The following is a 26,115-nucleotide window of genomic DNA, read 5'->3' on the forward strand; positions in this document are numbered from 1 at the left end:
GCTTCTATATAAAGAAAGAAAAACTACCAGCGAAAACGCAGTTGCGGGGTTGGGGCCGGCGCTGCGGCAGGCGTCGAACCGCCGGTGGCAGGCTGAACCGGTGCTGCCGGGGCCGGTGCTTGACCCGCCGGTGTTTCCTGGAGCCTCGCCAGCGACAGTTGTGCACGCAGCTGATCGACGCTGCCATTGACCCGGTAGAGAATCCGGTCGCCCTCGACACTTTGTATGCGCCCACCAAAGGGCTCCAGCAAACGCCCGAGGGACGCATAGTGCTCAAGATTCATGCCTTGCACTTCCAGCAATTGCTCACTCGAAGCACCGGGCCTGGCGACAAACCGCGGCGCCAGGCGTTCGCTGACCGCCAGCATCACCGCATCGGCTACGGCGGCCTGATCGGCGCCCTGCACGCTGCCGGCCTCTTTCTGATCGCCCAGCCACAGGCGCCACTTGGCCTGCCATTGCCCACCCTCTTCCCGGGCGTGTACCGCGAGCAAGGCGTCGGCGCTGTAGCGTTCCGATGCAGCATGCAAAGGCGCGGGATCTGCGCCCTCCAGATTTGGCGCGGTGGCAACGATCTGTTCGTTCAGGTCCGCCAATGGCAGGCGCAATGGCAAGCCACGGTGCTGGGCAGCCCGACGCAGCGGCGCCGCGCTGGCCTGGCCGTCGCCCACCAGGCTTGATCCCTCAGTGGAATCATTCAACCACCAGCCGAGGATCGACGGCCGATTGGCCCCCCACATAGCCAGGCCGGCACGGCGCAAGGCCTGCTCGGTGGTGCCTGGATCGAAATCGACTTTCAGCACTTCCGGCGGCCCGGCATCAAAGCCGTATTGGCTGATGATCTGTTGCGGGTCTTTGCGAACCGCTGCCAGCCCGGGGTTTTGTGCCGCCTTCGGGTCACCTGTCAGGCGCAACACCAACGTATCCAGCGCCCGCTGAGTCGCCTGGTCGCGCTCCTCGGGCGATTGGCCATTCACCGGCTCGCGCACCTGGTAAAGGCCTTTGACGGTTTCGGCGTGACTGACCAGGCTGACCAAGGACAAACAACCCACAAACAAGAATTTACAAAAACGCATGGAGGATTCCTGACGACAAGAGCGGCTGGAACAGACCGCATGAAGACGATCGAGCAAGGCTGTGACCACTGCCCGACGCAAAACATTCACACGTCCCGGGTAAGTTTTCGCACTGTCATAACGATAGACGGTTAATCGCGATACCTTATACAGCCATGCAGGATGCCACCGACACCGCGCATTAACGGTTTTTTTTGAACGGATATGGCCCTGCTGTCGGCCTGAGGATGGCCGCTGCGGCTCAAGCCTGATAAAATCGCGCGCCTTCGCAGACCGGCAACAGCCGGGTAGTGTCCGAATAGCGCGCATGGTTCTCGCCTACGCAGTTTCGGCGCTCCCGACGGACTCGGTCGTTACCCAGAAATCCCCCCCTAAAGGCCTGGATCATGAGCAAGCAACCCTCCCTGAGCTACAAGGACGCCGGTGTAGACATCGACGCCGGTGAAGCATTGGTCGAACGCATCAAGAGCGTCGCCAAGCGCACTGCGCGCCCGGAAGTCATGGGCGGCCTGGGCGGTTTCGGCGCCCTCTGCGAAATCCCGGCCGGCTACAAGCAGCCCGTGCTGGTTTCCGGTACTGACGGCGTCGGCACCAAGCTGCGCCTGGCACTGAACCTGAACAAGCACGACAGCATCGGCATCGACCTGGTTGCCATGTGCGTCAACGACCTGGTGGTGTGCGGCGCCGAGCCGCTGTTCTTCCTCGACTACTACGCCACCGGCAAACTCAACGTCGACACCGCTGCCCAGGTTGTGACCGGCATCGGCGCTGGCTGCGAACTGTCGGGTTGCTCGCTGGTTGGCGGCGAAACCGCTGAAATGCCGGGCATGTACGAAGGCGAAGACTACGACCTGGCCGGTTTCTGCGTCGGCGTCGTGGAAAAGTCCGAAATCATCGACGGTTCCAAGGTCGCTGCCGGCGATGCCCTGCTCGCCCTGCCGTCTTCCGGCCCGCACTCCAACGGCTACTCGCTGATCCGCAAGATCATCGAAGTGTCCGGCGCCGACATCGAAAACACCCAGCTCGACGGCAAGCCGCTGACCGACCTGCTGATGGCCCCGACCCGTATCTATGTGAAGCCGCTGCTCAAGCTGATCAAGGAAACCGGCGCTGTCAAAGCCATGGCCCACATCACCGGTGGCGGCCTGCTGGACAACATCCCGCGCGTTCTGCCAAAAGGCGCGCAGGCTGTGGTTGACGTGGCCAGCTGGAACCGCCCGGCTGTGTTCGACTGGCTGCAAGAGAAAGGCAACGTCGACGAGAACGAAATGCACCGCGTGCTGAACTGCGGCGTGGGCATGGTCATCTGCGTGGCTCAAGAGCACGTTGAAACCGCGCTGAACGTCCTGCGTGAAGCCGGCGAACAGCCTTGGGTCATCGGCCAGATCTCCACCGCGGCCGAAGGCGCAGCCCAGGTTGAACTGAAGAACCTCAAGGCTCATTGATGTCCCAGACCTGTGATGTGGTGGTGCTGTTGTCCGGCACCGGCAGTAACTTGCAGGCCCTGATCGACAGCACGCGGACCGGCGACAGCCCGGTCCGCATCGCTGCGGTGATTTCCAACCGCGCCGACGCCTACGGCCTGCAACGCGCCAGGGACGCGGGTATCGACACCCGCACCCTGGATCACAAGGCTTTCGACGGCCGCGAAGCCTTCGACGCCGCGCTGATCGAACTGATCGACGCCTTCAACCCCAAACTCGTGGTACTGGCCGGATTCATGCGCATTCTCAGCGCTGGCTTCGTACGCCACTATCAGGGTCGCCTGCTCAATATCCATCCCTCGCTGCTACCCAAATACAAAGGGTTACACACTCATGAGCGAGCGCTGGAGGCTGGCGACACCGAGCACGGCTGCTCCGTGCACTTCGTCACCGAGGAACTCGATGGCGGACCACTGGTCGTACAGGCTGTAATACCGGTAGAGTTGCAGGATTCGCCGCAGAGTCTGGCGCAGCGGGTCCATGTTCAGGAACACCTGATCTACCCGATGGCCGTACGCTGGTTTGCCGAAGGTCGTCTGGCCCTCGGCGACCAAGGTGCTTTACTGGATGGACAGTTACTCGCGGCCAGCGGCCACTTGATTCAAAACTAGGAGATTTTATGCGTCGCGCCCTGCTCTTCGCTTGCGCTCTGCTCGCCTTGCCCTTCGCCCAGGCGGCAGACCTTCAACCTTTCTCCGCCAGCTACACCGCCGACTGGAAACAGTTGCCCATGAGTGGCACTGCCGAGCGCAGCCTCGAAAGAACCAGCGACGGCAAATGGAAACTGAGTTTCAAGGCGTCGATGATGATCGCCAGCCTGTCCGAGGAAAGCACCCTGACGCTGGACAAGGACACGCTTCTTCCAGAGTCTTACCACTTTGAACGTGGCGGCTTGGGCAAGGCCAAGAAGTCGGATCTGGACTTCGACTGGAACACCAAAATGATCACCGGCACCGATCGCGGTGACGCAGTGAAGGTTCCACTGAACCGTGGCATGCTCGACAAATCCAGCTATCAGCTGGCCTTGCAGCAAGACGTTGCCACCGGCAAGAAAAGCATGACCTATCAGGTGGTCGATGGCAGTGATGTCGATACCTATGACTTCCGCGTGCTGGGTTCGGAAAAAGTCGACACCAAGGCTGGCAAGATCGATGCGATCAAGGTTGAACGTGTGCGCGACCCGACACAAAACAAACGCATCACCGTGATGTGGTTCGCCAAGGACTGGGATTATCTGCTGGTCCGCCTGCAACAGGTCGAAACCGATGGCAAGGAGTACAACATCATGCTCCTGAACGGTACGGTCAACGGCAAGGAAGTCAAAGGCAGCTGATCCGGATCGATACCTGTAGGAGCGAGCTTGCTCGCGATGGACTTTAACGATGACTCGCCCTTGCGGATACACGCAGTGCCAGTGAGATCATCGCGAGCAAGCTCGCTCCTACAGATTGGAACACTCGACAAGCGCAATGGCTCTATACCTTCAAGGTCTTTTTTGATCGAATGAGTTTTCCTGTCGCCTGCGAGGTTTCCCATGACTGTCACCGTTAACACTGTCTCTGCCGAAGGTTTTCGCCACAGCGTACAAATCGATGACCACGAACTCTTCGCCGACGTGCCCGTCACGGCGGGCGGTGAAGGCTCGGCGCCGGAACCGCACGATTATTTCGATGCCGCTCTCGGCGCCTGCAAGGCCCTGACCCTGAAGCTGTATGCCAGGAAGAAGGACATCCCGCTGACCGGTGTCGGCGTGGAGGTCAAGCGCGATAACAGCCTGGAACAGAAAGGCCAATACGCGCTGCACGTCAAACTGACCCTCAAGGGCGTACTCACCGACGCCCAGCGTGAAGAACTGCACCGCGTGGCCGATCGCTGCCCGATCCACAAGCTGATGACCACGTCTGAAGTCAGCATCGAAACGCATTTGTCCGAAGGCGCGTTCAGCCAATAGCGGCAAGGGCTGCGCAAGCGGGTTATGCTCGAACGCATTACCCGCTCAGCCTGGAACGCACCATGAACACTCCACTCGTGATCCGCCCCCGCACCGAAGATGTCGAAGGTCAGCCAATTCTGCGTCCACTGCCATCCGCCAAGTGCCGCAGCGTCGGGCCATTCGTGTTTTTCGATCACATGCTGGAAACCCGTTATCCGCCGGGCAAAGGCATGAACATCCGCCAGCATCCGCACATTGGCCTTTCTACCCTCACTTATTTGTTCGAGGGGCAGATCCAGCACAAGGACAGTCTCGGTTCCGATCAAGTGGTCGGGACTGGCGACGTCAGCTGGATGACGGCTGGCAGCGCCATCGCCCACGTAGAACGCACGCCTGAGGCCCTCAAAGAACGCGGTTTCACGATGCACGGTTTGCAGATCTGGCTGGCCTCACCCAAGGATAAAGAACAAGGTCCGGGGCATTACAGCCACCATCCGGCTTCCACATTGCCGGTCAGCGAAAACCTGGGGGTGAAGATTCGCATGATTGCCGGGTCGGGCTTTTGCCTTGAATCACCGGTGCCGGTGCTTTCTCCTACGCTGTACGCGGAATTGCACCTGCAAACGGCGACAACGCTGCTGATCCCCACCGAGCATGAAGAGCGTGCGCTGTATGTGTTGAGCGGCGAAGTGCAGCTGGATGGCGAGCCACTAGAGCCACATTCGCTGGTGGTACTGCCTGCTGGGGAAGAGATGACTCTGTTTGCTGAAAGCGACAGCCACGCGGTGTTGTTTGGTGGCGCAGCACTGGACGGGCCACGGCGGATCAACTGGAATTTCGTCGCGAGCGATCCGGCAGTGATTGATGAAGCGCGCCGACGCTGGGCGGCCGGGGACTGGCCGACGGTGCCGGGGGAAGTTGAGAGGATCGAACTGCCCTGAGATTTTAGTTGCCCGTGAAGCCGCCTTCGCGAGCAAGCCCGCTCCCACATTGGAACGCGGTCAAATGTGGGAGCGGGCTTGCTCGCGAAGAAGCCGGTTCAGGCACTGACAAAGTCGGTGCCTGACACCAGATCAGCCCTTGAACACTTCATCCAGCAAGTTATGCATCGACGTGAACGCCCGAGCAGCGATCTTCGCGTCATACATCATCATGCCCGGCACCTTGGCATGCGGGTCGGTGAACGAGTGGAACGCACCGCCGTAGCTCAGTAACTGCCAGTCCACACCGGCCGCGTTCATTTCCTCTTCGAACGCTGGCAACTGCTCCTTCGGTACCAATGGATCGGAGGCACCATGAAGTACCAGCACCTTACCCTTGATATTTTTCGCATCGGCCGGATTCGGCGTGTCCAGCGTGCCGTGGAACGATACCGCCGCTTTCACCGGCGCACCGGTACGGGCGAACTCCAGGGCGCAGCAGCCGCCGAAACAGAAACCGTAGGTCGCCAGTTTCGAAGTATCGACGGCCACCTCGCCCTGCCCCTGCAACTGTTCGAACGCCGCCTGCATGCGCTTACGCAGCAATGCGCGGTCATTCTTCAACGGCATCATTGCCGCGCCTGCCTCGTCATTGTTCGTCGGACGAACCGATTGACCGTAAAGATCTGCGATCAGCACCACATAACCCTTGGATGCCACCGACTTGGCGATCTCTTCGGCACCGGCGCTGACGCCCATCCAGTTCGGCGCCATCAACAAACCCGGGCGCGGGCCTTTATGGTCGGCATCGAAGGCCAGACGGCTTTCGTAAGCCTGGCCATCAATCTGATAGGCAACGGAACGTACAGTGATTTGGCTCATTTCTGACTCCTGATTTTTTAACACCAGAATGAAAAAACCCGCCGAAGCGGGTTTTTCTACAACACAGTTAAGCTGATAGCTCGACCAACAGCTTGTTCAGACGGCGCACATACGCCGCAGGGTCTTTCAAGCTGTCGCCGGCCGCCAGGGCCGCCTGATCGAAGAGGATGTGCGACAGGTCGCCGAAGCGCTCGTCGCTCTGCTCGTTGTCGAGCTTCTCGATCAGCGGGTGAGCCGGGTTGAATTCGAAGATTGGCTTCGAATCCGGAACCTTCTGGCCGCTGGCTTCGAGAATCTGGCGCATCTGCAAGCCCAGGTCCTGCTCGCCGATGGCCAGGATCGCCGGCGAATCGGTCAGGCGATGGGACACCCGAACTTCCGCAACGGATTCGCCCAGCGCGGTCTTCAGACGCTCAACCAGACCTTCTTTAGCCTTGGCGACTTCTTCCGCAGCCTTCTTGTCCTCTTCCGAGTCCAGGTTGCCGAGGTCCAGGTCACCGCGCGCCACGTCGACAAAGCTCTTGCCGTCGAAGTCGCTGAGGTAGCTCATCAGCCACTCGTCGATGCGATCGGTCAGCAGCAACACTTCGATGCCTTTCTTGCGGAAGACTTCCAGGTGCGGGCTGTTCTTGACTTGCGCGTAGGTTTCGCCGGTCAGGTAGTAGATCTTGTCCTGACCTTCCTTGGCACGCGCCAGGTACTCGGCCAGGCCGACAACCTGCTCGCCATCGTCGCCATGGGTCGATGCGAAACGCAGCAGACCGGCGATTTTCTCCTTGTTGGCGAAGTCTTCTGCCGGGCCTTCTTTCATGACCTGACCGAAGTTTTTCCAGAAGCCCTTGTATTGCTCAGGCTCGTTCTTCGCCAGTTTTTCCAGCATGTCCAGCACGCGCTTGGTCAGCGCCGACTTCATGGAATCGATGATCGGGTCTTTCTGCAGGATTTCCCGCGACACGTTCAGCGACAGGTCGTTGGAATCGACCACACCCTTGATGAAGCGCAAGTACAACGGCAGGAAGGACTCGGCCTGATCCATGACGAATACGCGCTGCACGTACAGCTTCAGGCCTTTCGGCGCTTCACGCTGGTACAGATCGAACGGAGCACGGGTCGGCACGTACAGCAGCGAGCTGTATTCCAGCTTGCCTTCGACCTTGTTGTGGCTCCAGCTCAGCGGGTTTTCGAAGTCGTGCGCGATGTGCTTGTAGAACTCCTGGTATTCCTCGTCCTTGATCTCGGTACGCGGACGGGTCCACAGGGCGCTGGCGCGATTGACGGTTTCCCATTCAACGGCCGGCTTCTCTTCGCCCTCGGTGGCTGCCACTTCTTTCGGCAACTCGATTGGCAAAGCGATGTGGTCGGAGTACTTCTTGATGATGTTGCGCAGGCGCCAGCCATCGGCGAACTCGTCTTCACCGGATTTCAGGTGCAGGACGATGCGAGTGCCGCGCTCGGCCTTGTCGATGGTCGCAACTTCGAAGTTACCTTCGCCCTTGGACGACCAGTGCACGCCTTCGCTGGCAGCGCTGCCGGCACGACGGCTGAACACATCGACTTTGTCGGCGACGATGAAGGCGGAGTAGAAACCGACACCGAACTGGCCGATCAGGTGCGAGTCTTTCTTCTGGTCGCCGGTCAGGTGCTTCATGAAATCGGCGGTGCCGGATTTGGCGATGGTCCCCAGGTGGGTGATCGCGTCTTCGCGGCTCATGCCGATACCGTTGTCTTCGAGGGTGACGGTTTTAGCGTCCTTGTCGAAGTTCACGCGGATTTTCAGTTCGGCGCCGCCTTCCAGCAGCTCTGGCTTGGCCAGGGCTTCGAAACGTAATTTGTCGACAGCGTCAGAGGCGTTCGAGATCAATTCGCGAAGGAAAATTTCCTTGTTGGAATACAGCGAATGGATCATGAGGTGCAACAGTTGCTTCACCTCGGTCTGGAAGCCCAGGGTTTCCTTTTGAGTTTCCACACTCATGGTCATCAAACTCCAATCAGATGGCATAAGCCGCGACCTTGAAGGTCGGCGGCGGGTTGTCCTCAGAGTTTGGGGCGCCGTTCAGGATTTCAAGGGCTCTTCGAGTTTGAAATGTGCACGGGCCGTGGCAATGGGTTCGGCTTCGGTGCTTTGCCAGGCGGTAATCGCCACATTGGCGACCCGGCGACCCTGGCGACACACCTGGCATCGGGCCCAGGTATCGCGAAACTGCCCGGCACGCAGGTAATCCAGGGAGAAGTCGATGATTTTCGGCACCCCGGGCGATCCGGTAAACACCAACAGGTGCAGCGCGGCGGCCAACTCCATGAAACCGGCAATCACACCGCCATGAATCGCCGGCAACAAAGGGTTACCAATGTTGTCCTTGTTCGCTGGCAGCTTGAACAGCAGTTCATCTCCCACCCGTGAACATTCGACGCCGATCAGCCGGGCATAAGGAATCAAATCCAGCAGCGAGGCGTAGTCACCCTGCTCGTGGGCCTTTTGCAATTGCTCCTTCAGAGACTCGCTCATTGGACACCTCCGGCAACCGCGCCACCAAAGCCCTTGGTGCCTTTGAGACCCTTGCCCATGCGCATGAAAGTGCCCATCACATAGGCAATGGGTTGCTCGGGGTCATCCTGATAAGCAAAGCCTCGGGCGAAAATCACGTCGGTGGTGACGCGGTAGCACTGGGCAAAGCCGTAGACATCTTTATGCGGCTCGGCGGCATGCATGTAGTCGATGCGCAGATCGAGGGTCGGGCAGACCTCGAATTCCGGGAGCACGCAAAGCGTCGCCATCCCACAGGCCGTGTCCATCAGCGAGGTCAGCGCCCCACCATGAATCACGCCGGTTTCGGGATTGCCGACGATCTGCGGGCTGTACGGCAACACGATCGTCAGCCCTTCGCTGCTGGCGCTGTGAACGCGTAGTCCAAGTACCTGACAGTGTCGCAACGCCGACAGAAAGCGCATCGCACGCTCAAAAACGGGGTTTTCAGCCATTTGATAAAAACTCTTGTTTATATCCGTACAGTGCAGTGGCGGTCCGGGTAAAAGTTCCGCATTAGAGCAAACTTATATATCTGAAAGAATTAAGGAACTTAACCCTGATGCGTGGGTTCTTAAGGCCAGTAGATGCTTTTCATCAGGAGAAACACCCCATGCGTAAGACTTTAGCTATTGCCTTGATGTTGACCGCTTCCCTCGGTCTCGCTGCCTGCGATAAAAAATCCGAGGACAAAGCTCAAGATGCTAACCAACATGCTGAGCAAGCCCAGCAAAAAATGAACGAAGCACAGGATAAAGTGAACGACGCGGCGAAAGAAAACGCCGAAGCCGCCAAAGATCAGGCTGAATCGAACGCAGCAGCGGCAAAAGAGGCTGCGCCGGCCGCTCCGGAAGCACCTAAGAACTAATGCGGTTTTTAGCGTGATAAAAGAAAACCCGCCAAGTGCGGGTTTTCTTTTGTCTTCAAAAAAGCGGTTAGAGCAAAATCGTACGAAAGGTCGGACTAATCATCAGCAACAACGAACAGATTAATCCCACCAGCCAAACCAGACTGCGTTGCCAGGCCAGGTCTTTCCAGTAACACACCAGATAAATAACCCGCGCAATCACAAAGATGATCGCCAGACAATCGATAAGCCATCCCGCCGTCTGCGTGGTATGCGCCATCAGCACACCCACCGCAAACAACATGAACGCTTCGAAACTATTCTGATGCGCTGCCACCGCCCGGGCACCAAAGCCTGTGAGTTGCATCTGCTGTTGCCGCGGCAGGTGGTTGTCGTAGCCGCCCTGCTCTTTCATGGCCCTGGACACAGGCATTCGCGCCAGGTAGATCAACACCGCACTGATAAACACGCACCAGAATGGAATACTCATCAAGCAGCCTCTTTGATCACCTCCGGCAATGGCGCCTCTGTAGGGGTATAGACCATCACGTCGAGAACGTCGGAATGAAACTCTCGGCGGTACAACACAAACACCACGCCGGCACTCATCAACATGAACAACCATGGGCTGACAAACCAGGCCAGCATGGTCATGCCGAAGTAGTAGGAACGCAGCCCGAAGTTGAACTGGTTGGCGGCCATGGAGATGACTCGGGCTGCCCGGTTCGCAAAGGCTTTACGCTCCTGCTCCGAGACATGACGCTCACCGATCATGGGTGCCGAGCCCACCAGGATGGCCGCGAAGTTGTACTGACGCATGCACCAGCTAAAGGTAAAGAACGCATAGACAAACACCAGCGCCAGGCACAGCAACTTGATCTCCGACATGCCCTGGGACGCCTGTTGCACCATCGGGATATCCGCCAGCAACGAAACCGCCCGCTCCGAAGCCCCCAGCACTGTGAGAATACCGGCCAGGATAATCAACGTACTGGAGGCGAAGAACGAAGCATTGCGCTCCAGATTGCCGATCACGCTGGCATCGGCGATGCGGTTGTCGCGCAGCAGCATGCGGCGCATCCAGTCCTCACGATACAGGTGCAGCACACTGGCCAGACACGCGGTGTCACGGCCTTTCCAGGTGGCATAGCGGGTGTACCCACCCCAGCAGATAACGAACCAGATAGCGGCAAGAATGTGGATCAGGTTGGCTTGGATGAACGACATGCAGGTCCTTGTGTTGTGCAAGAAGAGTACCGAATCCCTGTGGGAGCGGGCTTGCTCGCGAAGGCGGCATATCAGTCAACATTGATGTTGACTGACCCACCGTCTTCGCGAGCAAGCCCGCTCCCACATCAGGTTTTGCAATGCTTCGACGTTAGCTCAACAGAAAAGACACCGCATCACCCCATAAAAAAATGCCCCGTATCGATTGATACGGGGCATTTCTGTTTTGTGACGGACCGGTAAAGCTTAAGCCAGTGCTTCTTCGCGCTTGCCCAGCAGGCGATCGCAAACCACCGCAACCACCAGCGTCATTACCGAAGGCACCAGCCAGGCCAGGCCCTGTTCGCTCAGCGGCAGGTGCGCCAGTTGCGTCGGCATCCAGTCCGCCAGCCCGGCGCCCTTGAGGGCGTCGATCAGGCCGAAGATGAACGACACCAGCATCACCGGGCCGAGGATACGACCCTGCTCATGCCAGAAGTCCTTGCAGAAGCTCAACGCCACCAGAACGATGCACGGTGGGTAGATCGCGGTGAGCACCGGGATCGAGAACGCAATCAGCTTGGTCAGGCCCAGGTTGGACACCAGCAGGGAAAACGCCGCCAGGATAATCACCAGGGTCTTGTAGGACAGTGGCAGCACGCGGCTGAAGTACTCGGCGCAGGCACAGGTCAGGCCGACCGCGGTCACCAGACACGCCAGCGAGATCAGCACGGCAAGGAAACCGCTGCCCAGCGAACCGAAGGTGTGCTGCACGTAGGCGTGCAATACCGCCGCGCCATTGGTAGCGCCAGCCGCCACTTCGTGGCTGCCCGAACCGAGACGGAACAGGCTGACATACACCAGCGCCAGGCCCACACCGGCAATCAGACCCGCGATGATCGCGTAGCGGGTGATCAGTGCCGGCGACTCGACGCCGCGGGAACGGATGGCGTTAACGATAACGATGCCGAACACCAGGGCACCCAGGGTATCCATGGTCAGGTAACCATTGATGAAGCCTTGGGAAAACGGGGCTGCCACGTATTCAGGGGTTGCATGACCAATGTCACCGGCCGGCAGGGCGAATGCTGCAATGCCCAGCACAGCCAGGGCGATGATCTTCAGCGGAGCGAGAAACCGCCCTACGGTATCCAGCAAACGGCCCGGATACAGCGAGATGAAGAACACCAGCAGGAAGTAAACCGAACTGTACAGGAACAGCGCCAGCGGGCTCTCGCCGGTCAGCGGCGCCAGGCCCACTTCGAACGATACTGTCGCGGTACGAGGCGTCGCGAACAGCGGTCCTACGGCCAGATAGCAAGCAGCCGCCAACAGGCCACCCGCCACTTTACCGATCGGGCTGCTCAACGCATCCATTGCACCACCGACCTTGGCCAGCGCCACAACGGTGATCACCGGCAATCCCACGGCAGTGACCAGAAAACCCAGCGCCGCCATCCAGACATTAGGCCCGGACTGCAAACCGACGATAGGCGGGAAGATGATGTTGCCAGCCCCGACGAACAGGGCAAACGTCATAAAACCAAGTGCCAGGATGTCCTGGCCTTTCAACACTTTCATTAAGGAAATACCACACTACTGAATCGGAATTTAGAGAGGGATTTCCCTATGGGTGAGGGAAATGCTGTCAGTCCGTATAAGACCGACCCTTTTAGCGCGTTGCAGCCTTGTGGGCCGCGGACGCAAAAATGGCGAGTAGCCTAACGAATTTGGACCAGAAACGCACTGTTAGAGGGCGAACATTCCGATCTACGACATTTTCGTGTCGCGTTTTTGCATATAAATGGTTGGTGTCTGTAAGTCCGCCTTCGCGGGCAAGCCCGCTCCCACATTGGAACGCGTACAAAATGTGGGAGCGGGCTTGCCCCGGGCGGCGTTCCGACGAAGGTGCCAGCAGAGCCAACACAAACCCCGGAAACGACAAAGGCCACCCGAAGGTGGCCTTTGTTTGGTGAAGCGTCAGCTAAGCGCGAGGCTTACTTGACAGCCCAACCAGTCAGCTCGGCCAGGGCCTTGCCGATGTCTGCCAGCGAACGCACGGTTTTAACGCCTGCGTCTTGCAGAGCAGCGAATTTCTCGTCTGCAGTGCCTTTGCCGCCAGAGATGATTGCGCCAGCATGGCCCATGCGCTTGCCCGGAGGAGCAGTCACACCAGCGATGTAGGAAACAACCGGCTTGGTCACGTGTGCCTTGATGTAGGCAGCCGCTTCTTCTTCAGCCGAACCGCCGATCTCGCCGATCATCACGATCGCTTCGGTCTTCGGGTCTTCCTGGAACAGCTTCAGGATGTCGATGAAGTTCGAACCCGGGATCGGGTCACCACCGATGCCGACGCAAGTCGACTGACCGAAACCGGCGTCAGTAGTTTGCTTCACAGCTTCGTAGGTCAGGGTGCCGGAACGGGAAACGATACCGACCTTGCCTGGCAAGTGAATGTGACCTGGCATGATGCCGATCTTGCATTCGCCTGGAGTGATCACGCCTGGGCAGTTAGGGCCGATCAGGGTAACACCCAGCTCGTCGCACTTAACTTTAGCGTCCAGCATGTCCAGGGTAGGAATGCCTTCGGTGATGCAGACGATCAGCTTGATGCCGCCGAAAGCAGCTTCCAGGATCGAGTCCTTGCAGAAAGGAGCCGGAACGTAGATCACGCTGGCGGTGGCGCCAGTGGCAGCTACAGCGTCTTTCACGGTGTTGAACACTGGCAGGCCCAGGTGCTCGGTGCCGCCTTTGCCTGGAGTTACACCACCAACCATCTTGGTGCCGTACTCGATGGCTTGCTGGGTGTGGAAACTACCTTGCGAACCGGTAATACCCTGGCAGATAACTTTGGTGTCTTTATTGATCAGGACGCTCATTATTTGCCCTCCGCAGCTTTAACGACTTGTTGAGCAGCGTCGGTCAGGCTGGTAGCAGCGATGATGTTCAAACCGCTTTCTGCCAGTACTTTAGCGCCCAGCTCAGCGTTGTTGCCTTCAAGGCGAACAACAACCGGGATTTTCACGCCGACTTCTTTCACTGCACCGATGATGCCTTCGGCAATCATGTCGCAACGAACGATGCCGCCGAAGATGTTGACCAGTACTGCAGCGACGTTAGTGTCGGACAGGATGATCTTGAACGCTTCGGTAACGCGTTCTTTGGTAGCACCGCCGCCCACGTCGAGGAAGTTGGCTGGCTTGCCGCCATGCAGGTTGACGATGTCCATGGTACCCATGGCCAGGCCAGCACCGTTGACCATGCAACCAATGTTGCCTTCCAGCGCTACATAGTTCAGTTCGAACTTGGCAGCGTGCGCTTCGCGCGGATCGTCTTGCGACGGATCGTGGAAAGTCTTCAGCTTAGGCTGACGGTACATGGCGTTGGCGTCGATGTTGATCTTGGCGTCCAGGCAGTGCAGATCGCCGTCAGCCTTGATCACCAGCGGGTTCACTTCCAGCAGGGCCAGATCGTGATCCTGGAACAGTTTGGCCAGACCTACGAAGATCTTGGCGAACTGGGCAACTTGCTTGCCTTCCAGACCCAACTGGAATGCCAGCTCGCGACCCTGGAATGGCTGAGCGCCAACCAGTGGATCGATAGTGGCTTTCAGAATTTTTTCTGGAGTGTCGTGAGCGATTTTCTCGATGTCCACGCCACCTTCGGTGGAAGCCATGAACACGATACGACGGCTCGAACGGTCAACGACAGCGCCCAGGTACAGCTCTTTAGCGATATCAGTGCACGATTCAACCAGGATCTTGGTGACTGGCTGACCATTGGCGTCAGTCTGGTAAGTCACCAGACGCTTGCCCAGCCACTGCTGTGCGAAGGCTTTGGCGTCTTCTTTGTTGCGAACCAGCTTTACGCCGCCCGCTTTACCGCGACCACCGGCGTGGACCTGGGCTTTGACAACCCACTCACTGCCGCCGATTTTGTCGCAAGCTTCTGCTGCTGCTTCCGGGGTGTCTACCGCGTAACCGGTGGAAACTGGCAGGCCGTACTCAGCGAACAGCTGCTTACCCTGATACTCGTGAAGATTCATGCTTATTACCGTCTTCGTTAGGTACTGCGCATTCGGTGCTGCACTCATTCAAGTGCCGCACCACCTGTGACTGCTGCTTGCATAGCTGAGCTATGCAAGACTGCGTCCAGCGGATATTCCGCGGTGAGTCTTGCGTGCAAGGCTCACGACGGGCCAAACCGCCGTGGTTTCTTATTATGTCTTAACGCTTCTTGCGGTTGGCGATGTGGATGGCGCCGCCATTCACTGCCAGAGCAGCTTCGTGCAAGGCTTCAGACAGGGTCGGATGGGAGAAAACCATCATGCCCAGGTCTTCAGCGCTGGTGCCGAACTCCATACCGATCGCGCCCTGCTGAACCAGTTCGGCAGCGCTTGGGCCAATCACGTGGACGCCCAGTACGCGGTCTGTCTTGGCATCTGCGATGACCTTGACGAAACCGCCGGTATCGTTGGCAGCCATGGCACGGCCGGAGGCTGCGAACGGGAAGGTGCCGACGTTAACTTCTACGCCTTCGGCTTTCAAGGCCTGCTCGGTTTTACCAACCCACGCGATTTCCGGGTGAGTATAAATAACCGAAGGGATCAAATCATAGTTCATCTGGGCCTTGTGGCCCTTGATGCGCTCGACAACCATGATGCCTTCTTCGGACGCCTTGTGCGCCAGCATCATGCCGCGAACCACGTCGCCGATGGCGTAAACGCCCGGTACGGTGGTGGCGCAGTGATCATCAACGTGCACGAAACCGCGCTCGTCCAGGGTCACGCCGCAGTCGGCAGCCAGCAGATCAGTGGTCACCGGACGGCGACCAACGGCTACGATCAGCTTGTCGAAAGTGATGTTCTGTTCGCCGTTGGCATCGGTGTAGTTCACAACGACTTCGTTGCCGTTAACCTTCGAACCGGTTACGCGAGCGCCCAGCTTGATGTCCAGGCCCTGTTTGGTCAGGGTTTTCAGCGCTTCCTTGGAAACAGCGGTGTCGGCTGCCATCAGGAAGGTGTCCAGGGCTTCCAGGACAGTCACTTCTGCACCCAGACGCGACCATACCGAACCCAGTTCCAGACCGATCACGCCAGCGCCGATCACGCCCAGACGTTTTGGAACGGATTGGAATTCCAGAGCGCCAGTCGAATCGACGATCACATTCTGGTCGACCGGAGCCGGTGGAATGTCGATCGGACGCGAGCCCGGAGCGAGGATGACGTTTTCGGCTTCGATGATTTCTACCGAGCCATCAGGCTTGGTGACTTCGACTTTCTTGCCGGCCAGCAGCTTGCCGTGACCCTGGATGGAGGTCACACCGTTGGCTTTGAACAGGGTCGCAACGCCGGAAGTCAGGCCTTTGACGATGTTGGCTTTACGGCCGACCATCGCTGGCACGTCCATGGTCACGCCAGCGTGATTGATACCGTGAATCGCGAAACCGTCCTGGGCCTCGTGGAATTTCCACGAGCTGTCCAGCAGGGCCTTGGATGGAATGCAGCCGACGTTCAGGCAGGTACCGCCCAGAGCCAGTTTGCCTTCCTTGTCGGTGTACTTCTCGATGCAGGCAGTGGAGAGTCCCAACTGCGCGGCCTTGATGGCAGCGACGTAACCGCCAGGGCCCGCACCGATCACTACTACGTCAAATTTCTGCGACATTCAAAAAATCCTCTTTAGCGAAAAGCTTCAAGCCGCGAGCGGCAAGCCAGGCTGCGGGTTTTCCGACAGCACGGGCTTGCAGCTCATGGCTGCTTCTATCAGATATCCAGCAACAGACGAGCCGGATCTTCCAGCAGGTTCTTGATGGTCACCAGGAAGGTCACAGCTTCTTTGCCATCGATCAGACGGTGATCGTAGGACAGTGCCAGGTACATCATCGGACGGATAACGACCTGACCGTTGATGGCCATAGGACGCTGGATGATGTTGTGCATGCCCAGGATGGCGGCTTGTGGCGGGTTGACGATCGGGGTCGACATCATCGAACCGAAAGTACCGCCGTTGGTGATGGTGAAAGTGCCACCGGTCATTTCGTCCATCGACAGTTTGCCGTCGCGGGCTTTCTTGCCGAAGGTGGCGATGCCGCCTTCGATTTCAGCCAGGCTCATCAGTTCGGCGTTACGCAGAACCGGTACTACCAGGCCGCGATCGCTGGAAACTGCAACGCCGACGTCAGCGTAGCCGTGGTAAACGATGTCGCCGCCGTCGATCGAGGCGTTGACAGCCGGGAAGCGTTTCAGCGCTTCGGTGGCTGCTTTCACGAAGAACGACATGAAGCCCAGGCGTACGCCGTTGTGGCTCTTCTCGAACAGATCCTTGTACTTCGAACGCAGCGCCATGACTTCGGTCATGTCGACTTCGTTGAAAGTGGTCAGCATCGCCATGTTCGACTGGGCTTCAACCAGACGCTTGGCCACGGTGGCGCGAACGCGGGTCATCGGAACGCGCTTCTCGATGCGGTCGCCAGCAGCGAACACAGGAGCAGCGGCAGCCGGAGCAGCAGCCTTGGCAGGTGCGGCAGCAGGAGCAGCTTTCTTGGCTTCGACAGCGGCAACCACGTCTTCCTTGGTTACACGACCATCTTTGCCGGTGCCTTTGACGGAAGCCAGGTTGATGCCGTTTTCTTCGGCCAGCTTGCGAGCGGCTGGAGCTGCGATAGCGTCTTCGTCAGCGCCGGCAGCTGGAGCGGCAGCAGCGGCCGGAGCAGCAGCGGCAGCGGGAGCTGCGGCAGCAGCGCCGCCTTCAACGATGGAGCCCAGGACTTCGTCGGACAGAACGGTGTCGCCTTCGTTCTTGACGATAGCGCCCAGCACGCCGTCAGCAGTAGCCAACACTTCCAGCACGACCTTGTCGGTTTCGATGTCGACGATCAATTCGTCGCGCTTGACCGCGTCGCCCGGTTGTTTGTGCCAGGTGGCAACGGTGCCATCGGCAACCGATTCCGGGAAAGTGGGGGCTTTGATCTCGATAGCCATTGTCTGTGGTTCCTTAAATTCGGTTTCAGGTGCGCGAAGGCGTTAAACAGTAAAGGCGTCTTGCAGCAGTTGTTCCTGCTGTTCGGCGTGCATCGATGCGTAACCGCATGCAGGTGCAGCAGAAGCCTCACGGCCCGCGTACTCGAGTACGAGAGACTTGTTGAGGTTGCTGATGCTGCGACGCATGTGGTGTTGGCTGCAGTACCAGGCACCCTGGTTCATCGGCTCTTCCTGACACCAAACGGCATGCTTGACGTTGGTATAAGGAGCCAGGACTTCTTTCAAGTCGTCCTCAGGGAATGGGTACAGCTGCTCGATACGCACGATGGCGATGTCGTCACGACCTTCGGCACGGCGTTTTTCCAGCAGGTCGTAGTAGACCTTGCCGCTACACAGAACAACGCGCTCGACCTTTTTCGGGTCTTGGGCATCGATTTCCGGGATGACGGTCTGGAACGAACCTTCGGCCAGATCTTCCAGCGTCGAGATGGCCAGCTTGTGGCGCAGCAGCGACTTCGGAGTCAGGACTACCAGTGGTTTGCGCAGCGGGCGAATAACCTGACGGCGCAGCAAATGGTAGATCTGAGCCGGCGTCGTCGGCATGCAAACCTGAATGTTGTGCTCGGCGCACAACTGCAGGTAACGCTCCAGACGAGCCGAGGAGTGCTCCGGACCCTGACCTTCATAACCGTGTGGCAGCAGCATGGTCAGACCGCACAGACGGCCCCACTTGTGCTCGCCACTGGTGATGAACTGGTCAATCACTACCTGGGCGCCGTTGGCGAAGTCGCCGAACTGGGCTTCCCAGATAACCAGGGCATTCGGCGTGGTGGTCGAGTAACCGTACTCGAACGCCAATACCGCTTCTTCGGACAGGAACGAGTCGTACAGGTCAAAACGCGGCTGACCGTCGTACAGGTTCTGCAGCGGGATGTAGGTGCCCGCATCTTTCTGGTTGTGCAGGACAGCATGGCGGTGCGAGAACGTACCGCGACCGATGTCCTGGCCAGTCATGCGAATCGGATGACCTTCGAACGCCAGGGTCGCGTACGCCATGGTTTCGGCGTAACCCCAGTTGATCGGCAGGCCGCCGGCTTGCATCTTCTGGCGGTCTTCGTAGATCTTGGCAACCTGGCGCTGAACCACGAAGCCTTCCGGGATTTCCAGCAGCTTGGCGGACAGTTCCTGCAAGGTCTTGAGGTCGAAGCGAGTGTCGTGACGCGCGGTCCAGGCGTGGCCCAGATACGGACGCCAGTCCACGAACAACTCTTTGTTCGGCTCTTTGACCAGGCTTTTCACTACGTGCAGACCGTTGTCCAGCGCGTTGCGATATTCGTCGACTTTCGCCTGAACACGCTCTGCGTCCATCACACCGCCCTGAGTCAGACGATCGGCATACAGCTCACGGGTGGTGCGCTGTTTGGTGATCTGCTGATACATCAGAGGCTGGGTACCGCTTGGCTCGTCGGCCTCGTTGTGGCCGCGACGACGGTAGCAGACCAGGTCGATCACCACGTCACGCTTGAACTGCATGCGGTAGTCGATGGCCAGCTGGGTCACGAACAATACGGCTTCCGGATCATCACCATTCACATGGAGGATCGGTGCCTGGATCATTTTCGCAACGTCGGTCGCGTACTCGGTGGAACGCGAGTCCAGCGGGTTGCTGATGGTGAAACCAACCTGGTTGTTGATCACGATGTGCACGGTACCGCCGGTCTTGAAACCGCGGGTCTGCGACATCTGGAAGGTTTCCATGACCACGCCCTGACCTGCGAATGCAGCGTCACCGTGGATGGAGATCGGCAGAACCTTCTCACCGGTCGGGTCGTTGCGACGATCCTGACGGGCGCGAACCGAACCCTCGACCACCGGGGAAACGATTTCCAGGTGGGACGGGTTGAACGCCATGGCCAGGTGAACTTCACCGCCAGTGGTCATCACGTTGGACGAGAAGCCCTGGTGGTATTTCACGTCACCGGAACCCAGCTCGACCTTCTTCTTGCCTTCGAACTCGTCGAACAACTCGCGCGGGTTCTTGCCGAAGGTGTTGACCAACACGTTCAGACGGCCACGGTGAGCCATGCCGATGACGATTTCCTTGGTGCCGTAGGAGCCGGAACGCTGGATCAGCTCGTCGAGCATCGGAATCAGGCTCTCGCCGCCTTCCAGACCGAAACGCTTGGTACCCGGGTATTTGGTACCCAGGTATTTTTCCAGGCCTTCGCCGGCGGTCACGCGCTCGAGCAGGTGGCTCTTGATGTCGGCGGAGTACGTCGGACGACCGCGCACGCTTTCCAGTCGCTGCTGGAACCACTGGCGCTGCTCGGAATCGGTGATGTGCGTGAATTCAGCGCCGATGGTGCGGCAATATGTCTGCTGCAACGCTTCGTGAATTTCGCGTAGGCTCGCTTCCTCTTTGCCGATGAACAGGTCGCCGGCACGGAAGGTCGTATCAAGATCGGCATTGGTCAAGCCGTAATGATTGATCGACAGGTCTGCAGGTGCAGGACGCTGCCACAGCCCCAGCGGGTCAAGCTGGGCTGCCTGGTGGCCACGCATACGGTAGGCCTGGATCAATCGCAGCACTTCAACTTGCTTCTTCTCGTGCTCACTGCTCACGCTGCCGGCGGAAACCGGTTGGGCGCGGCGCTGGTTCTTTGCCAGCAAGACGAAATGATCGCGAATTGTGGAGTGCGAAACATCGGTGGCAGAGTTGCCGTCAGCAGGCAACTTCTGGAAGTAGGTGCGCCACTCTTCTGGCACAGCGTTAGGGTCGTGCAGGTAGAGCTCGTAAAGCTCTTCCACATAGGCAGCGTTACTACCGGATAGGTAGGCACTGTTCCACATGCGCTGCATCACGCTTTCTTGCATGCTTGGTCACCCTCGGTTAGGGGAACACCATCGGTGTCGACACCGAGCAAACTTGCAGAAGTCCGAATGCAGCGACCAAAACAAGCCACTAGGATCACACTGATAGTCCGGGTACCAGCCCGGATGCCCCTGCTTGTCTCATTTCTTCAAAATAAGAGCCGCAGCCTTTTAAGCTGCTGCTCAGGTTAAAACTACGGCGCCGGTTGAAGCCTGCGCCGTAGCATCTACGGGTACTGCGGTCCTACGGGTACAACAGCTGAATCACACGCCGCTCGAGAGCAACATGTTACGGATGTGACCGATGGCCTTAGTCGGGTTCAGGCCTTTCGGACAAACGTTGACGCAGTTCATGATCCCGCGGCAGCGGAATACGCTGAACGGGTCATCCAGCGAAGCCAGACGCTCGGACGTCTTGGTGTCACGGCTGTCTGCCAGGAAGCGGTAGGCTTGCAGCAGAGCAGCCGGGCCCAGGAACTTGTCCGGGTTCCACCAGAAGGACGGGCAGGAAGTCGAGCAGCAAGCGCACAGGATGCACTCGTACAGACCGTCGAGCTTTTCACGTTCTTCAGGGGACTGCAGACGCTCGATGGCCGGAGCCGGCGTGTCGTTCTGCAGGTATGGCTTAACCTTTTCGTATTGCTTGTAGAAGATGCTCATATCGACGACCAGGTCACGGATAACCGGCAAACCTGGCAGAGGACGAACGATCAACTTGTTACCTTTTACGACAGCAGACAGCGGCGTGATGCACGCCAGGCCGTTTTTGCCGTTGATGTTCATGCCGTCGGAACCGCAAACACCTTCACGGCAAGAGCGACGATAGGAGAAACCTTCGTCCTGCTCTTTGATCAGGGCCAGCACGTCCAGCACCATCAGGTCTTTACCACCGGTATCGACCTGGAATTCCTGCATGAACGGCGCAGCGTCCTGATCAGGGTTGTAACGATAAACACTGACTTGCAACATGGCGGTCACCCTTAATAAGTCCGGACTTTAGGTTCGAAAGTCGGAACAGTCTTCGGCGAGAAGTTCACGGCACGCTTGGTGACGCGCTTGTCACCCGGGAAGTACAGGGTGTGGCACAGCCAGTTTTCGTCGTCACGATCTTCGAAGTCTTCACGGGCGTGAGCGCCGCGGGACTCTTTACGCACTTCGGCAGCGATGGCGGTAGCTTCAGCCACTTCCAGCAGGTTTTGCAGTTCCAGCGCTTCGATACGGGCAGTGTTGAACGCCTGCGACTTATCGTTGATCTTCACGTTGGCGATGCGCTTGCGCAGGTCGGCCAGTTGGGCAATACCTTTCTGCATGTATTCGCCGGTACGGAATACACCGAAGTAGTTCTGCATGCAGCTTTGCAGCTCGCGACGCAGGGTAGCCACGTCCTCACCTTCGGTACGCTCGTTCAGAGCGGACAGACGGGCCAGGGCCGCATTGATGTCGGCGTCGGTGGCGTCGTCGTATTCGATACCGTCGGTCAGTGCTTTTTCCAGGTGCAGGCCGGCAGCGCGACCGAATACCACCAGGTCGAGCAGCGAGTTGCCACCCAGACGGTTGGCACCGTGAACCGATACGCAAGCCACTTCGCCCACGGCGAACAGACCAGGAATGATCTGATCCACGCCATCGGCGTCCTGGGTGATCGCCTGGCCATGAATGTTGGTGGCAACGCCGCCCATCATGTAGTGGCAGGTCGGAACAACCGGAACCGGAGCGACAACCGGGTCAACGTGTGCGAAAGTCTTCGACAGTTCGCAGATGCCTGGCAGACGGCTGTGCAGCACTTCCTCGCCCAGGTGGTCGAGTTTGAGCATTACGTGATCGCCATTCGGACCGCAACCGTTGCCGGCGATGATCTCTTTAACCATCGAACGGGCAACAACGTCACGACCTGCAAGGTCTTTCGCGTTCGGAGCATAACGCTCCATGAAACGCTCGCCGTGCTTGTTGATCAGGTATCCACCTTCACCACGGCAACCTTCTGTAACCAGTACACCGGCGCCGGCGATACCGGTCGGGTGGAACTGCCACATTTCAATGTCTTGTACCGGTACGCCGGCACGCAGCGCCATGCCAACGCCGTCACCGGTGTTGATCAGGGCGTTGGTGGTCGAAGCGTAGATACGGCCTGCACCGCCGGTCGCCAATACGGTGGCTTTCGCACGGATGTAGGTGGTTTCACCGGTTTCGATGCAGATCGCGATCACACCGACGAACTCGCCTTCGCCGTTTTTCACCAGATCGACAGCGTAGTACTCGTTCAGGAACACGGTACCGGCTTTCAGGTTGCCCTGATAAAGGGTGTGCAGCAGCGCGTGACCGGTACGGTCGGACGCAGCGCAAGTACGCGCAGCCTGGCCGCCTTTACCGTAATCCTTCGACTGGCCGCCGAATGGACGCTGGTAGATACGACCTTGCTCGGTACGCGAGAACGGCATACCCATGTGGTCCAGCTCGTAGACAGCAGCCGGGCCTTCCTGACACATGTATTCGATAGCGTCCTGGTCACCGATGTAGTCGGAACCCTTGACGGTATCGTACATGTGCCAGCGCCAGTCATCGTTCGGGTCGGCGGACGCGATCGCGCAGGTGATGCCGCCTTGAGCGGATACAGTGTGCGAACGGGTCGGGAAAACCTTGGTGATCACGGCAGTCTTGTGACCGCCCTGTGCCAGTTGCAGCGCTGCGCGCATGCCGGCACCGCCACCACCAATAATGATGGCGTCGAAAGAAATCGTTGGAATGTTAGCCATGAATCAGATACCCCAGAGAATCTGCACGCCCCAGACGAAGTAAGCGAACATCGCAACGCCGCATACTGCCTGGAATAGGAAACGTACTGCAGTCGCGGACTTGCCCAGCGCCATTGGCGTCAGGTAGTCGGTCGCGATGGTCCACATGCCGACCCAGGCGTGAGCGCCCAGGGCCACAAGGGCCAGCAGACTGAAGATACGCATCCCGTTGTGGGCGAACAGGCCATGCCATTGGTCATAACCAATGCCAGGGTTCGCAGCGAGGTATCCAATCAGGAAAATGAAATAAGCCGCGAGAACGACCGCAGACACACGTTGCGCCATCCAGTCATAAAGACCGGAACGCGAAAGGTTCGTAACGCTGGTTACCATATCCAAACTCCTGCCAGAACGATCAACACCACGGAAACGGCGATGATAATTTTCGAGCCCAGGCGGCCGCCTTCCAGCGTCTCACCGATGCCCATATCCATGATCAGATGGCGCACACCGGCTACCAGGTGATACAGAAGAGCGGACAGGAGGCCCCATGCTACGAACTTGGCCAGTGGACTGGTCAAGGTTGCCTTCACGTCGGCAAAACCTTCCTCGGAACCCAGGGATTTGCCCAATGCATAAAGCATGAAGCCAAGGCCCAGGAAGAGGATGATGCCGGAAACACGGTGAAGAAACGACGTAACGCCGGTGATGGGGAGTTTGATGGTCCTTAGGTCTAGGTTTACAGGTCGTTGGCTTTTCACGGCTTTTTTTTCACACTGAAGAGCCCCTAACAATCAGGGCAAAGTTGTTGGGGAGTGCACTGGTCAGGTAACCACCACCCAGGGATGCGACCCCCAATAAAGCAGGCCCAAAAGCCCTTGGCGGTCGGTGGCCGAGTATAGACAGTTAGGCTACTAATGACAACGCAATCCCCTAACCCAAACAGCGGATTGCGCAACTGACATAAAAGGCGTAAATGGCAGCCAATTTCGAGAAAAAAGTCCGGTTAAAGCCTTCTGGAGCAAGACTTTAGGCAAATTGACATTCGAATTTATCTCACTATAGTGGTGCGGGCCCTGCGTGGGGGGTCTGTCTGATGATTTCAAGCATAAATAGGAGGCCACATGGCTGACAAAAAAGCGCAGTTGATCATCGAGGGCGCAGCCCCCGTCGAGCTGCCCATTTTAACCGGCACCGTTGGTCCCGATGTTATCGATGTTCGGGGCCTGACGGCCACGGGCCGTTTCACCTTTGACCCAGGCTTCATGTCGACCGCTTCGTGCGAGTCGAAGATCACCTATATCGACGGCGACAACGGCATTCTGCTGCACCGCGGCTACCCGATCGAACAGCTGGCTGAAAAGTCGGACTACCTGGAAACCTGCTATCTGCTGCTCAACGGCGAACTGCCGACCGCAGAACAGAAGGCCCAGTTCGTCAGCACCGTGAAGAACCACACCATGGTTCACGAGCAGCTGAAGACCTTCTTCAACGGCTTCCGTCGCGACGCCCACCCGATGGCCGTCATGTGCGGTGTAGTCGGCGCCCTCTCGGCGTTCTACCACGACTCCCTGGACATCAATAACCCGCAGCATCGCGAAATTTCCGCGATCCGCCTGGTTGCCAAGATGCCGACCCTGGCAGCGATGGTTTACAAGTACTCCATGGGCCAACCCATGATGTACCCGCGCAACGACCTGTCGTACGCGGAAAACTTCCTGCACATGATGTTCAACACCCCGTGCGAGATCAAACCGATCAGCCCGGTACTCGCCAAGGCCATGGACCGGATCTTCATCCTCCACGCCGACCACGAGCAGAACGCCTCGACGTCCACCGTGCGCCTGGCAGGTTCTTCGGGTGCCAACCCGTTTGCCTGTATCGCCGCCGGTATCGCTGCACTGTGGGGCCCAGCCCACGGCGGTGCAAACGAAGCCGTACTGACCATGCTCGATGAAATCGGCGATGTTTCGAACATCGACAAGTTCATCGCCAAGGCCAAGGACAAGAACGATCCGTTCAAACTGATGGGCTTCGGTCACCGCGTTTACAAAAACCGCGACCCACGCGCCACCGTCATGAAGCAGACCTGCGACGAAGTGTTGAAGGAACTGGGCATCCAGAACGATCCGCAACTCGAACTGGCCATGCGCCTGGAAGAGATCGCCCTGACCGACCCGTACTTCATCGAACGCTCGCTGTACCCGAACGTCGACTTCTACTCGGGGATCATCCTCAAGGCGATCGGCATTCCAACCAGCATGTTCACCGTGATCTTCGCCCTGGCGCGGACCGTCGGCTGGATCTCCCACTGGAAAGAAATGCTCTCCAGCCCGTACAAGATCGGCCGCCCGCGCCAGCTGTACACCGGCTACGAGTCGCGTGACATCACCAAGCTGGAAGACCGCAAGTAAGATCTGTCTTGCTGTAGCGTGTTGAGTTGCACCGGGAACGGCCTCTTATATAGAGGCCGTTTTTGTTTGTGTTTGGCGGTTTTTTGATCGTGGGCATATCCGTTATTTAGGTAACGGCGGCTTATGGTTCCGCCCTTACGGCGGGTCACTTTCGAAAAGCGCGAAAGTAACCAAAGCGCTCTGCCCCTGACGTTCGGTGCCTCGCTGTGGCTCGGCATGCCCTCACTCCGGTCCTGCTCCGTGGGCC

The 26,115-nt window shown here is 58.4% G+C and carries 24 protein-coding genes; 7 read left to right on the forward strand and 17 right to left on the reverse strand.

Annotated elements, in window-relative coordinates:
• Positions 1–23: 23 nt before the first annotated feature.
• Complete coding sequence (locus tag PMI28_RS20415; protein WP_007984556.1) at positions 24–1,076, reverse strand: DUF2066 domain-containing protein; 1,053 nt, start codon at positions 1,074–1,076, stop codon at positions 24–26.
• Positions 1,077–1,462: 386 nt separating this feature from the next.
• Between PMI28_RS20415 and purM the strand changes: the two genes are divergently transcribed.
• The 5 genes from purM to PMI28_RS20390 all read left to right on the forward strand — a co-directional run bounded on the left by purM (position 1,463) and on the right by PMI28_RS20390 (position 5,434).
• The gene (purM, locus tag PMI28_RS20410; protein WP_007984558.1) at positions 1,463–2,521 is read left to right on the forward strand and encodes a phosphoribosylformylglycinamidine cyclo-ligase; all 1,059 of its coding nucleotides are present in this window, start codon (positions 1,463–1,465) and stop codon (positions 2,519–2,521) included.
• The gene (purN, locus tag PMI28_RS20405) at positions 2,521–3,171 is read left to right on the forward strand and encodes a phosphoribosylglycinamide formyltransferase (protein WP_007984560.1); all 651 of its coding nucleotides are present in this window, start codon (positions 2,521–2,523) and stop codon (positions 3,169–3,171) included. Before purM ends, purN begins: the two co-directional genes overlap by 1 nt.
• Positions 3,172–3,179: 8 nt before the next feature.
• Positions 3,180–3,893, forward strand: coding sequence for a DUF3108 domain-containing protein (locus tag PMI28_RS20400; RefSeq protein WP_007984562.1), 714 nt, complete (start codon positions 3,180–3,182; stop codon positions 3,891–3,893).
• A 201-nt stretch (positions 3,894–4,094) separates the two neighbouring features.
• Positions 4,095–4,511 (forward strand): OsmC family protein, encoded by a 417-nt coding sequence (locus PMI28_RS20395; RefSeq protein WP_007984564.1) that lies wholly within the window; start codon positions 4,095–4,097, stop codon positions 4,509–4,511.
• A gap of 62 nt (positions 4,512–4,573) precedes the next feature.
• Positions 4,574–5,434, forward strand: a complete 861-nt coding sequence (locus tag PMI28_RS20390) for a pirin family protein (protein ID WP_007984566.1) — start codon at positions 4,574–4,576, stop codon at positions 5,432–5,434.
• Between the two features lie 132 nt (positions 5,435–5,566).
• On the opposite strand, the gene PMI28_RS20385 is transcribed toward PMI28_RS20390, so the two are convergent.
• The 4 genes from PMI28_RS20385 to PMI28_RS20370 form a co-directional block, all read right to left on the reverse strand.
• Complete coding sequence (locus tag PMI28_RS20385; RefSeq protein ID WP_007984569.1) at positions 5,567–6,295, reverse strand: dienelactone hydrolase family protein; 729 nt, start codon at positions 6,293–6,295, stop codon at positions 5,567–5,569.
• 67 nt (positions 6,296–6,362) lie between these two features.
• Positions 6,363–8,267, reverse strand: coding sequence for a molecular chaperone HtpG (gene htpG / locus PMI28_RS20380; protein ID WP_007984571.1), 1,905 nt, complete (start codon positions 8,265–8,267; stop codon positions 6,363–6,365).
• Positions 8,268–8,348: 81 nt separating this feature from the next.
• On the reverse strand, positions 8,349–8,801 hold the full coding sequence (locus PMI28_RS20375) for a PaaI family thioesterase (RefSeq protein WP_007984572.1): 453 nt from the start codon (positions 8,799–8,801) through the stop codon (positions 8,349–8,351).
• Entirely contained in the window at positions 8,798–9,274 is a 477-nt protein-coding gene (locus PMI28_RS20370; protein WP_007984574.1) for a PaaI family thioesterase, read from the reverse strand. Before PMI28_RS20370 ends, PMI28_RS20375 begins: the two co-directional genes overlap by 4 nt.
• Before the next feature lie 158 nt (positions 9,275–9,432).
• Here PMI28_RS20370 and PMI28_RS20365 point away from each other — a divergent pair, with 158 nt between their 5' ends.
• On the forward strand, positions 9,433–9,687 hold the full coding sequence (locus PMI28_RS20365) for a hypothetical protein (RefSeq protein ID WP_007984576.1): 255 nt from the start codon (positions 9,433–9,435) through the stop codon (positions 9,685–9,687).
• Positions 9,688–9,754: 67 nt separating this feature from the next.
• Here PMI28_RS20365 and PMI28_RS20360 read toward each other — a convergent pair whose 3' ends face one another.
• The 12 genes from PMI28_RS20360 to sdhC all read right to left on the reverse strand — a co-directional run bounded on the left by PMI28_RS20360 (position 9,755) and on the right by sdhC (position 24,215).
• Positions 9,755–10,156 (reverse strand): MAPEG family protein, encoded by a 402-nt coding sequence (locus tag PMI28_RS20360; RefSeq protein ID WP_007984578.1) that lies wholly within the window; start codon positions 10,154–10,156, stop codon positions 9,755–9,757.
• Positions 10,156–10,893, reverse strand: a complete 738-nt coding sequence (locus PMI28_RS20355) for a DUF599 domain-containing protein (protein ID WP_007984580.1) — start codon at positions 10,891–10,893, stop codon at positions 10,156–10,158. Before PMI28_RS20355 ends, PMI28_RS20360 begins: the two co-directional genes overlap by 1 nt.
• A gap of 246 nt (positions 10,894–11,139) precedes the next feature.
• Positions 11,140–12,453 (reverse strand): branched-chain amino acid transport system II carrier protein, encoded by a 1,314-nt coding sequence (gene brnQ / locus PMI28_RS20350; RefSeq protein WP_007984581.1) that lies wholly within the window; start codon positions 12,451–12,453, stop codon positions 11,140–11,142.
• 416 nt (positions 12,454–12,869) lie between these two features.
• On the reverse strand, positions 12,870–13,751 hold the full coding sequence (sucD, locus tag PMI28_RS20345; RefSeq protein WP_003223019.1) for a succinate--CoA ligase subunit alpha: 882 nt from the start codon (positions 13,749–13,751) through the stop codon (positions 12,870–12,872).
• Entirely contained in the window at positions 13,751–14,917 is a 1,167-nt protein-coding gene (sucC, locus tag PMI28_RS20340) for an ADP-forming succinate--CoA ligase subunit beta (RefSeq protein WP_003223015.1), read from the reverse strand. The genes sucD and sucC overlap by 1 nt, the downstream gene beginning before the upstream one ends.
• A 181-nt stretch (positions 14,918–15,098) precedes the next feature.
• Positions 15,099–16,535 (reverse strand): dihydrolipoyl dehydrogenase, encoded by a 1,437-nt coding sequence (gene lpdA / locus PMI28_RS20335; protein ID WP_007984586.1) that lies wholly within the window; start codon positions 16,533–16,535, stop codon positions 15,099–15,101.
• Between the two features lie 98 nt (positions 16,536–16,633).
• Positions 16,634–17,851, reverse strand: a complete 1,218-nt coding sequence (gene odhB / locus PMI28_RS20330) for a 2-oxoglutarate dehydrogenase complex dihydrolipoyllysine-residue succinyltransferase (RefSeq protein WP_007984589.1) — start codon at positions 17,849–17,851, stop codon at positions 16,634–16,636.
• Positions 17,852–17,893: 42 nt separating this feature from the next.
• Complete coding sequence (locus PMI28_RS20325) at positions 17,894–20,725, reverse strand: 2-oxoglutarate dehydrogenase E1 component (protein ID WP_007984591.1); 2,832 nt, start codon at positions 20,723–20,725, stop codon at positions 17,894–17,896.
• Between the two features lie 261 nt (positions 20,726–20,986).
• The gene (locus tag PMI28_RS20320; protein ID WP_003223007.1) at positions 20,987–21,691 is read right to left on the reverse strand and encodes a succinate dehydrogenase iron-sulfur subunit; all 705 of its coding nucleotides are present in this window, start codon (positions 21,689–21,691) and stop codon (positions 20,987–20,989) included.
• Between the two features lie 11 nt (positions 21,692–21,702).
• Positions 21,703–23,475: a succinate dehydrogenase flavoprotein subunit gene (sdhA, locus tag PMI28_RS20315; RefSeq protein ID WP_007984593.1), complete on the reverse strand. Its 1,773-nt coding sequence runs from the start codon at positions 23,473–23,475 to the stop codon at positions 21,703–21,705.
• 3 nt (positions 23,476–23,478) lie between these two features.
• A complete protein-coding gene (sdhD, locus tag PMI28_RS20310; RefSeq protein WP_007977503.1) occupies positions 23,479–23,847 on the reverse strand; it encodes a succinate dehydrogenase, hydrophobic membrane anchor protein in 369 nt (122 codons plus the stop codon).
• Positions 23,841–24,215 (reverse strand): succinate dehydrogenase, cytochrome b556 subunit, encoded by a 375-nt coding sequence (gene sdhC, locus PMI28_RS0128385; RefSeq protein ID WP_033052382.1) that lies wholly within the window; start codon positions 24,213–24,215, stop codon positions 23,841–23,843. The genes sdhD and sdhC overlap by 7 nt, the downstream gene beginning before the upstream one ends.
• Positions 24,216–24,578: 363 nt before the next feature.
• On the opposite strand from sdhC, the gene gltA reads away from it, so the two are divergent.
• Positions 24,579–25,868: a citrate synthase gene (gene gltA / locus PMI28_RS20305; RefSeq protein ID WP_007977501.1), complete on the forward strand. Its 1,290-nt coding sequence runs from the start codon at positions 24,579–24,581 to the stop codon at positions 25,866–25,868.
• The last annotated feature ends 247 nt before the right edge of the window (positions 25,869–26,115 follow it).

The organism is Pseudomonas sp. GM48, assembly GCF_000282335.1.
Classification (GTDB): domain Bacteria; phylum Pseudomonadota; class Gammaproteobacteria; order Pseudomonadales; family Pseudomonadaceae; genus Aquipseudomonas.

Bases quoted from the DNA above. Each gene is read 5' to 3' on its own strand.
- htpG (WP_007984571.1), bottom strand. From the start codon at position 8,267: ATGAGTGTGGAAACTCAAAAGGAAACCCTGGGCTTCCAGACCGAGGTG.
- sucD (WP_003223019.1), bottom strand. From the start codon at position 13,751: ATGAGCGTCCTGATCAATAAAGACACCAAAGTTATCTGCCAGGGTATT.
- PMI28_RS20395 (WP_007984564.1), top strand. From the start codon at position 4,095: ATGACTGTCACCGTTAACACTGTCTCTGCCGAAGGTTTTCGCCACAGC.
- PMI28_RS20365 (WP_007984576.1), top strand. From the start codon at position 9,433: ATGCGTAAGACTTTAGCTATTGCCTTGATGTTGACCGCTTCCCTCGGT.
- brnQ (WP_007984581.1), bottom strand. From the start codon at position 12,453: ATGAAAGTGTTGAAAGGCCAGGACATCCTGGCACTTGGTTTTATGACG.
- purM (WP_007984558.1), top strand. From the start codon at position 1,463: ATGAGCAAGCAACCCTCCCTGAGCTACAAGGACGCCGGTGTAGACATC.
- PMI28_RS20355 (WP_007984580.1), bottom strand. From the start codon at position 10,893: ATGTCGTTCATCCAAGCCAACCTGATCCACATTCTTGCCGCTATCTGG.
- sdhA (WP_007984593.1), bottom strand. From the start codon at position 23,475: ATGGCTAACATTCCAACGATTTCTTTCGACGCCATCATTATTGGTGGT.
- PMI28_RS20320 (WP_003223007.1), bottom strand. From the start codon at position 21,691: ATGTTGCAAGTCAGTGTTTATCGTTACAACCCTGATCAGGACGCTGCG.
- PMI28_RS20385 (WP_007984569.1), bottom strand. From the start codon at position 6,295: ATGAGCCAAATCACTGTACGTTCCGTTGCCTATCAGATTGATGGCCAG.
- sucC (WP_003223015.1), bottom strand. From the start codon at position 14,917: ATGAATCTTCACGAGTATCAGGGTAAGCAGCTGTTCGCTGAGTACGGC.
- PMI28_RS20375 (WP_007984572.1), bottom strand. From the start codon at position 8,801: ATGAGCGAGTCTCTGAAGGAGCAATTGCAAAAGGCCCACGAGCAGGGT.
- PMI28_RS20415 (WP_007984556.1), bottom strand. From the start codon at position 1,076: ATGCGTTTTTGTAAATTCTTGTTTGTGGGTTGTTTGTCCTTGGTCAGC.
- gltA (WP_007977501.1), top strand. From the start codon at position 24,579: ATGGCTGACAAAAAAGCGCAGTTGATCATCGAGGGCGCAGCCCCCGTC.
- odhB (WP_007984589.1), bottom strand. From the start codon at position 17,851: ATGGCTATCGAGATCAAAGCCCCCACTTTCCCGGAATCGGTTGCCGAT.
- PMI28_RS20325 (WP_007984591.1), bottom strand. From the start codon at position 20,725: ATGCAAGAAAGCGTGATGCAGCGCATGTGGAACAGTGCCTACCTATCC.
- purN (WP_007984560.1), top strand. From the start codon at position 2,521: ATGTCCCAGACCTGTGATGTGGTGGTGCTGTTGTCCGGCACCGGCAGT.
- PMI28_RS20360 (WP_007984578.1), bottom strand. From the start codon at position 10,156: ATGAGTATTCCATTCTGGTGCGTGTTTATCAGTGCGGTGTTGATCTAC.
- PMI28_RS20370 (WP_007984574.1), bottom strand. From the start codon at position 9,274: ATGGCTGAAAACCCCGTTTTTGAGCGTGCGATGCGCTTTCTGTCGGCG.
- PMI28_RS20400 (WP_007984562.1), top strand. From the start codon at position 3,180: ATGCGTCGCGCCCTGCTCTTCGCTTGCGCTCTGCTCGCCTTGCCCTTC.
- sdhD (WP_007977503.1), bottom strand. From the start codon at position 23,847: ATGGTAACCAGCGTTACGAACCTTTCGCGTTCCGGTCTTTATGACTGG.
- lpdA (WP_007984586.1), bottom strand. From the start codon at position 16,535: ATGTCGCAGAAATTTGACGTAGTAGTGATCGGTGCGGGCCCTGGCGGT.
- PMI28_RS20390 (WP_007984566.1), top strand. From the start codon at position 4,574: ATGAACACTCCACTCGTGATCCGCCCCCGCACCGAAGATGTCGAAGGT.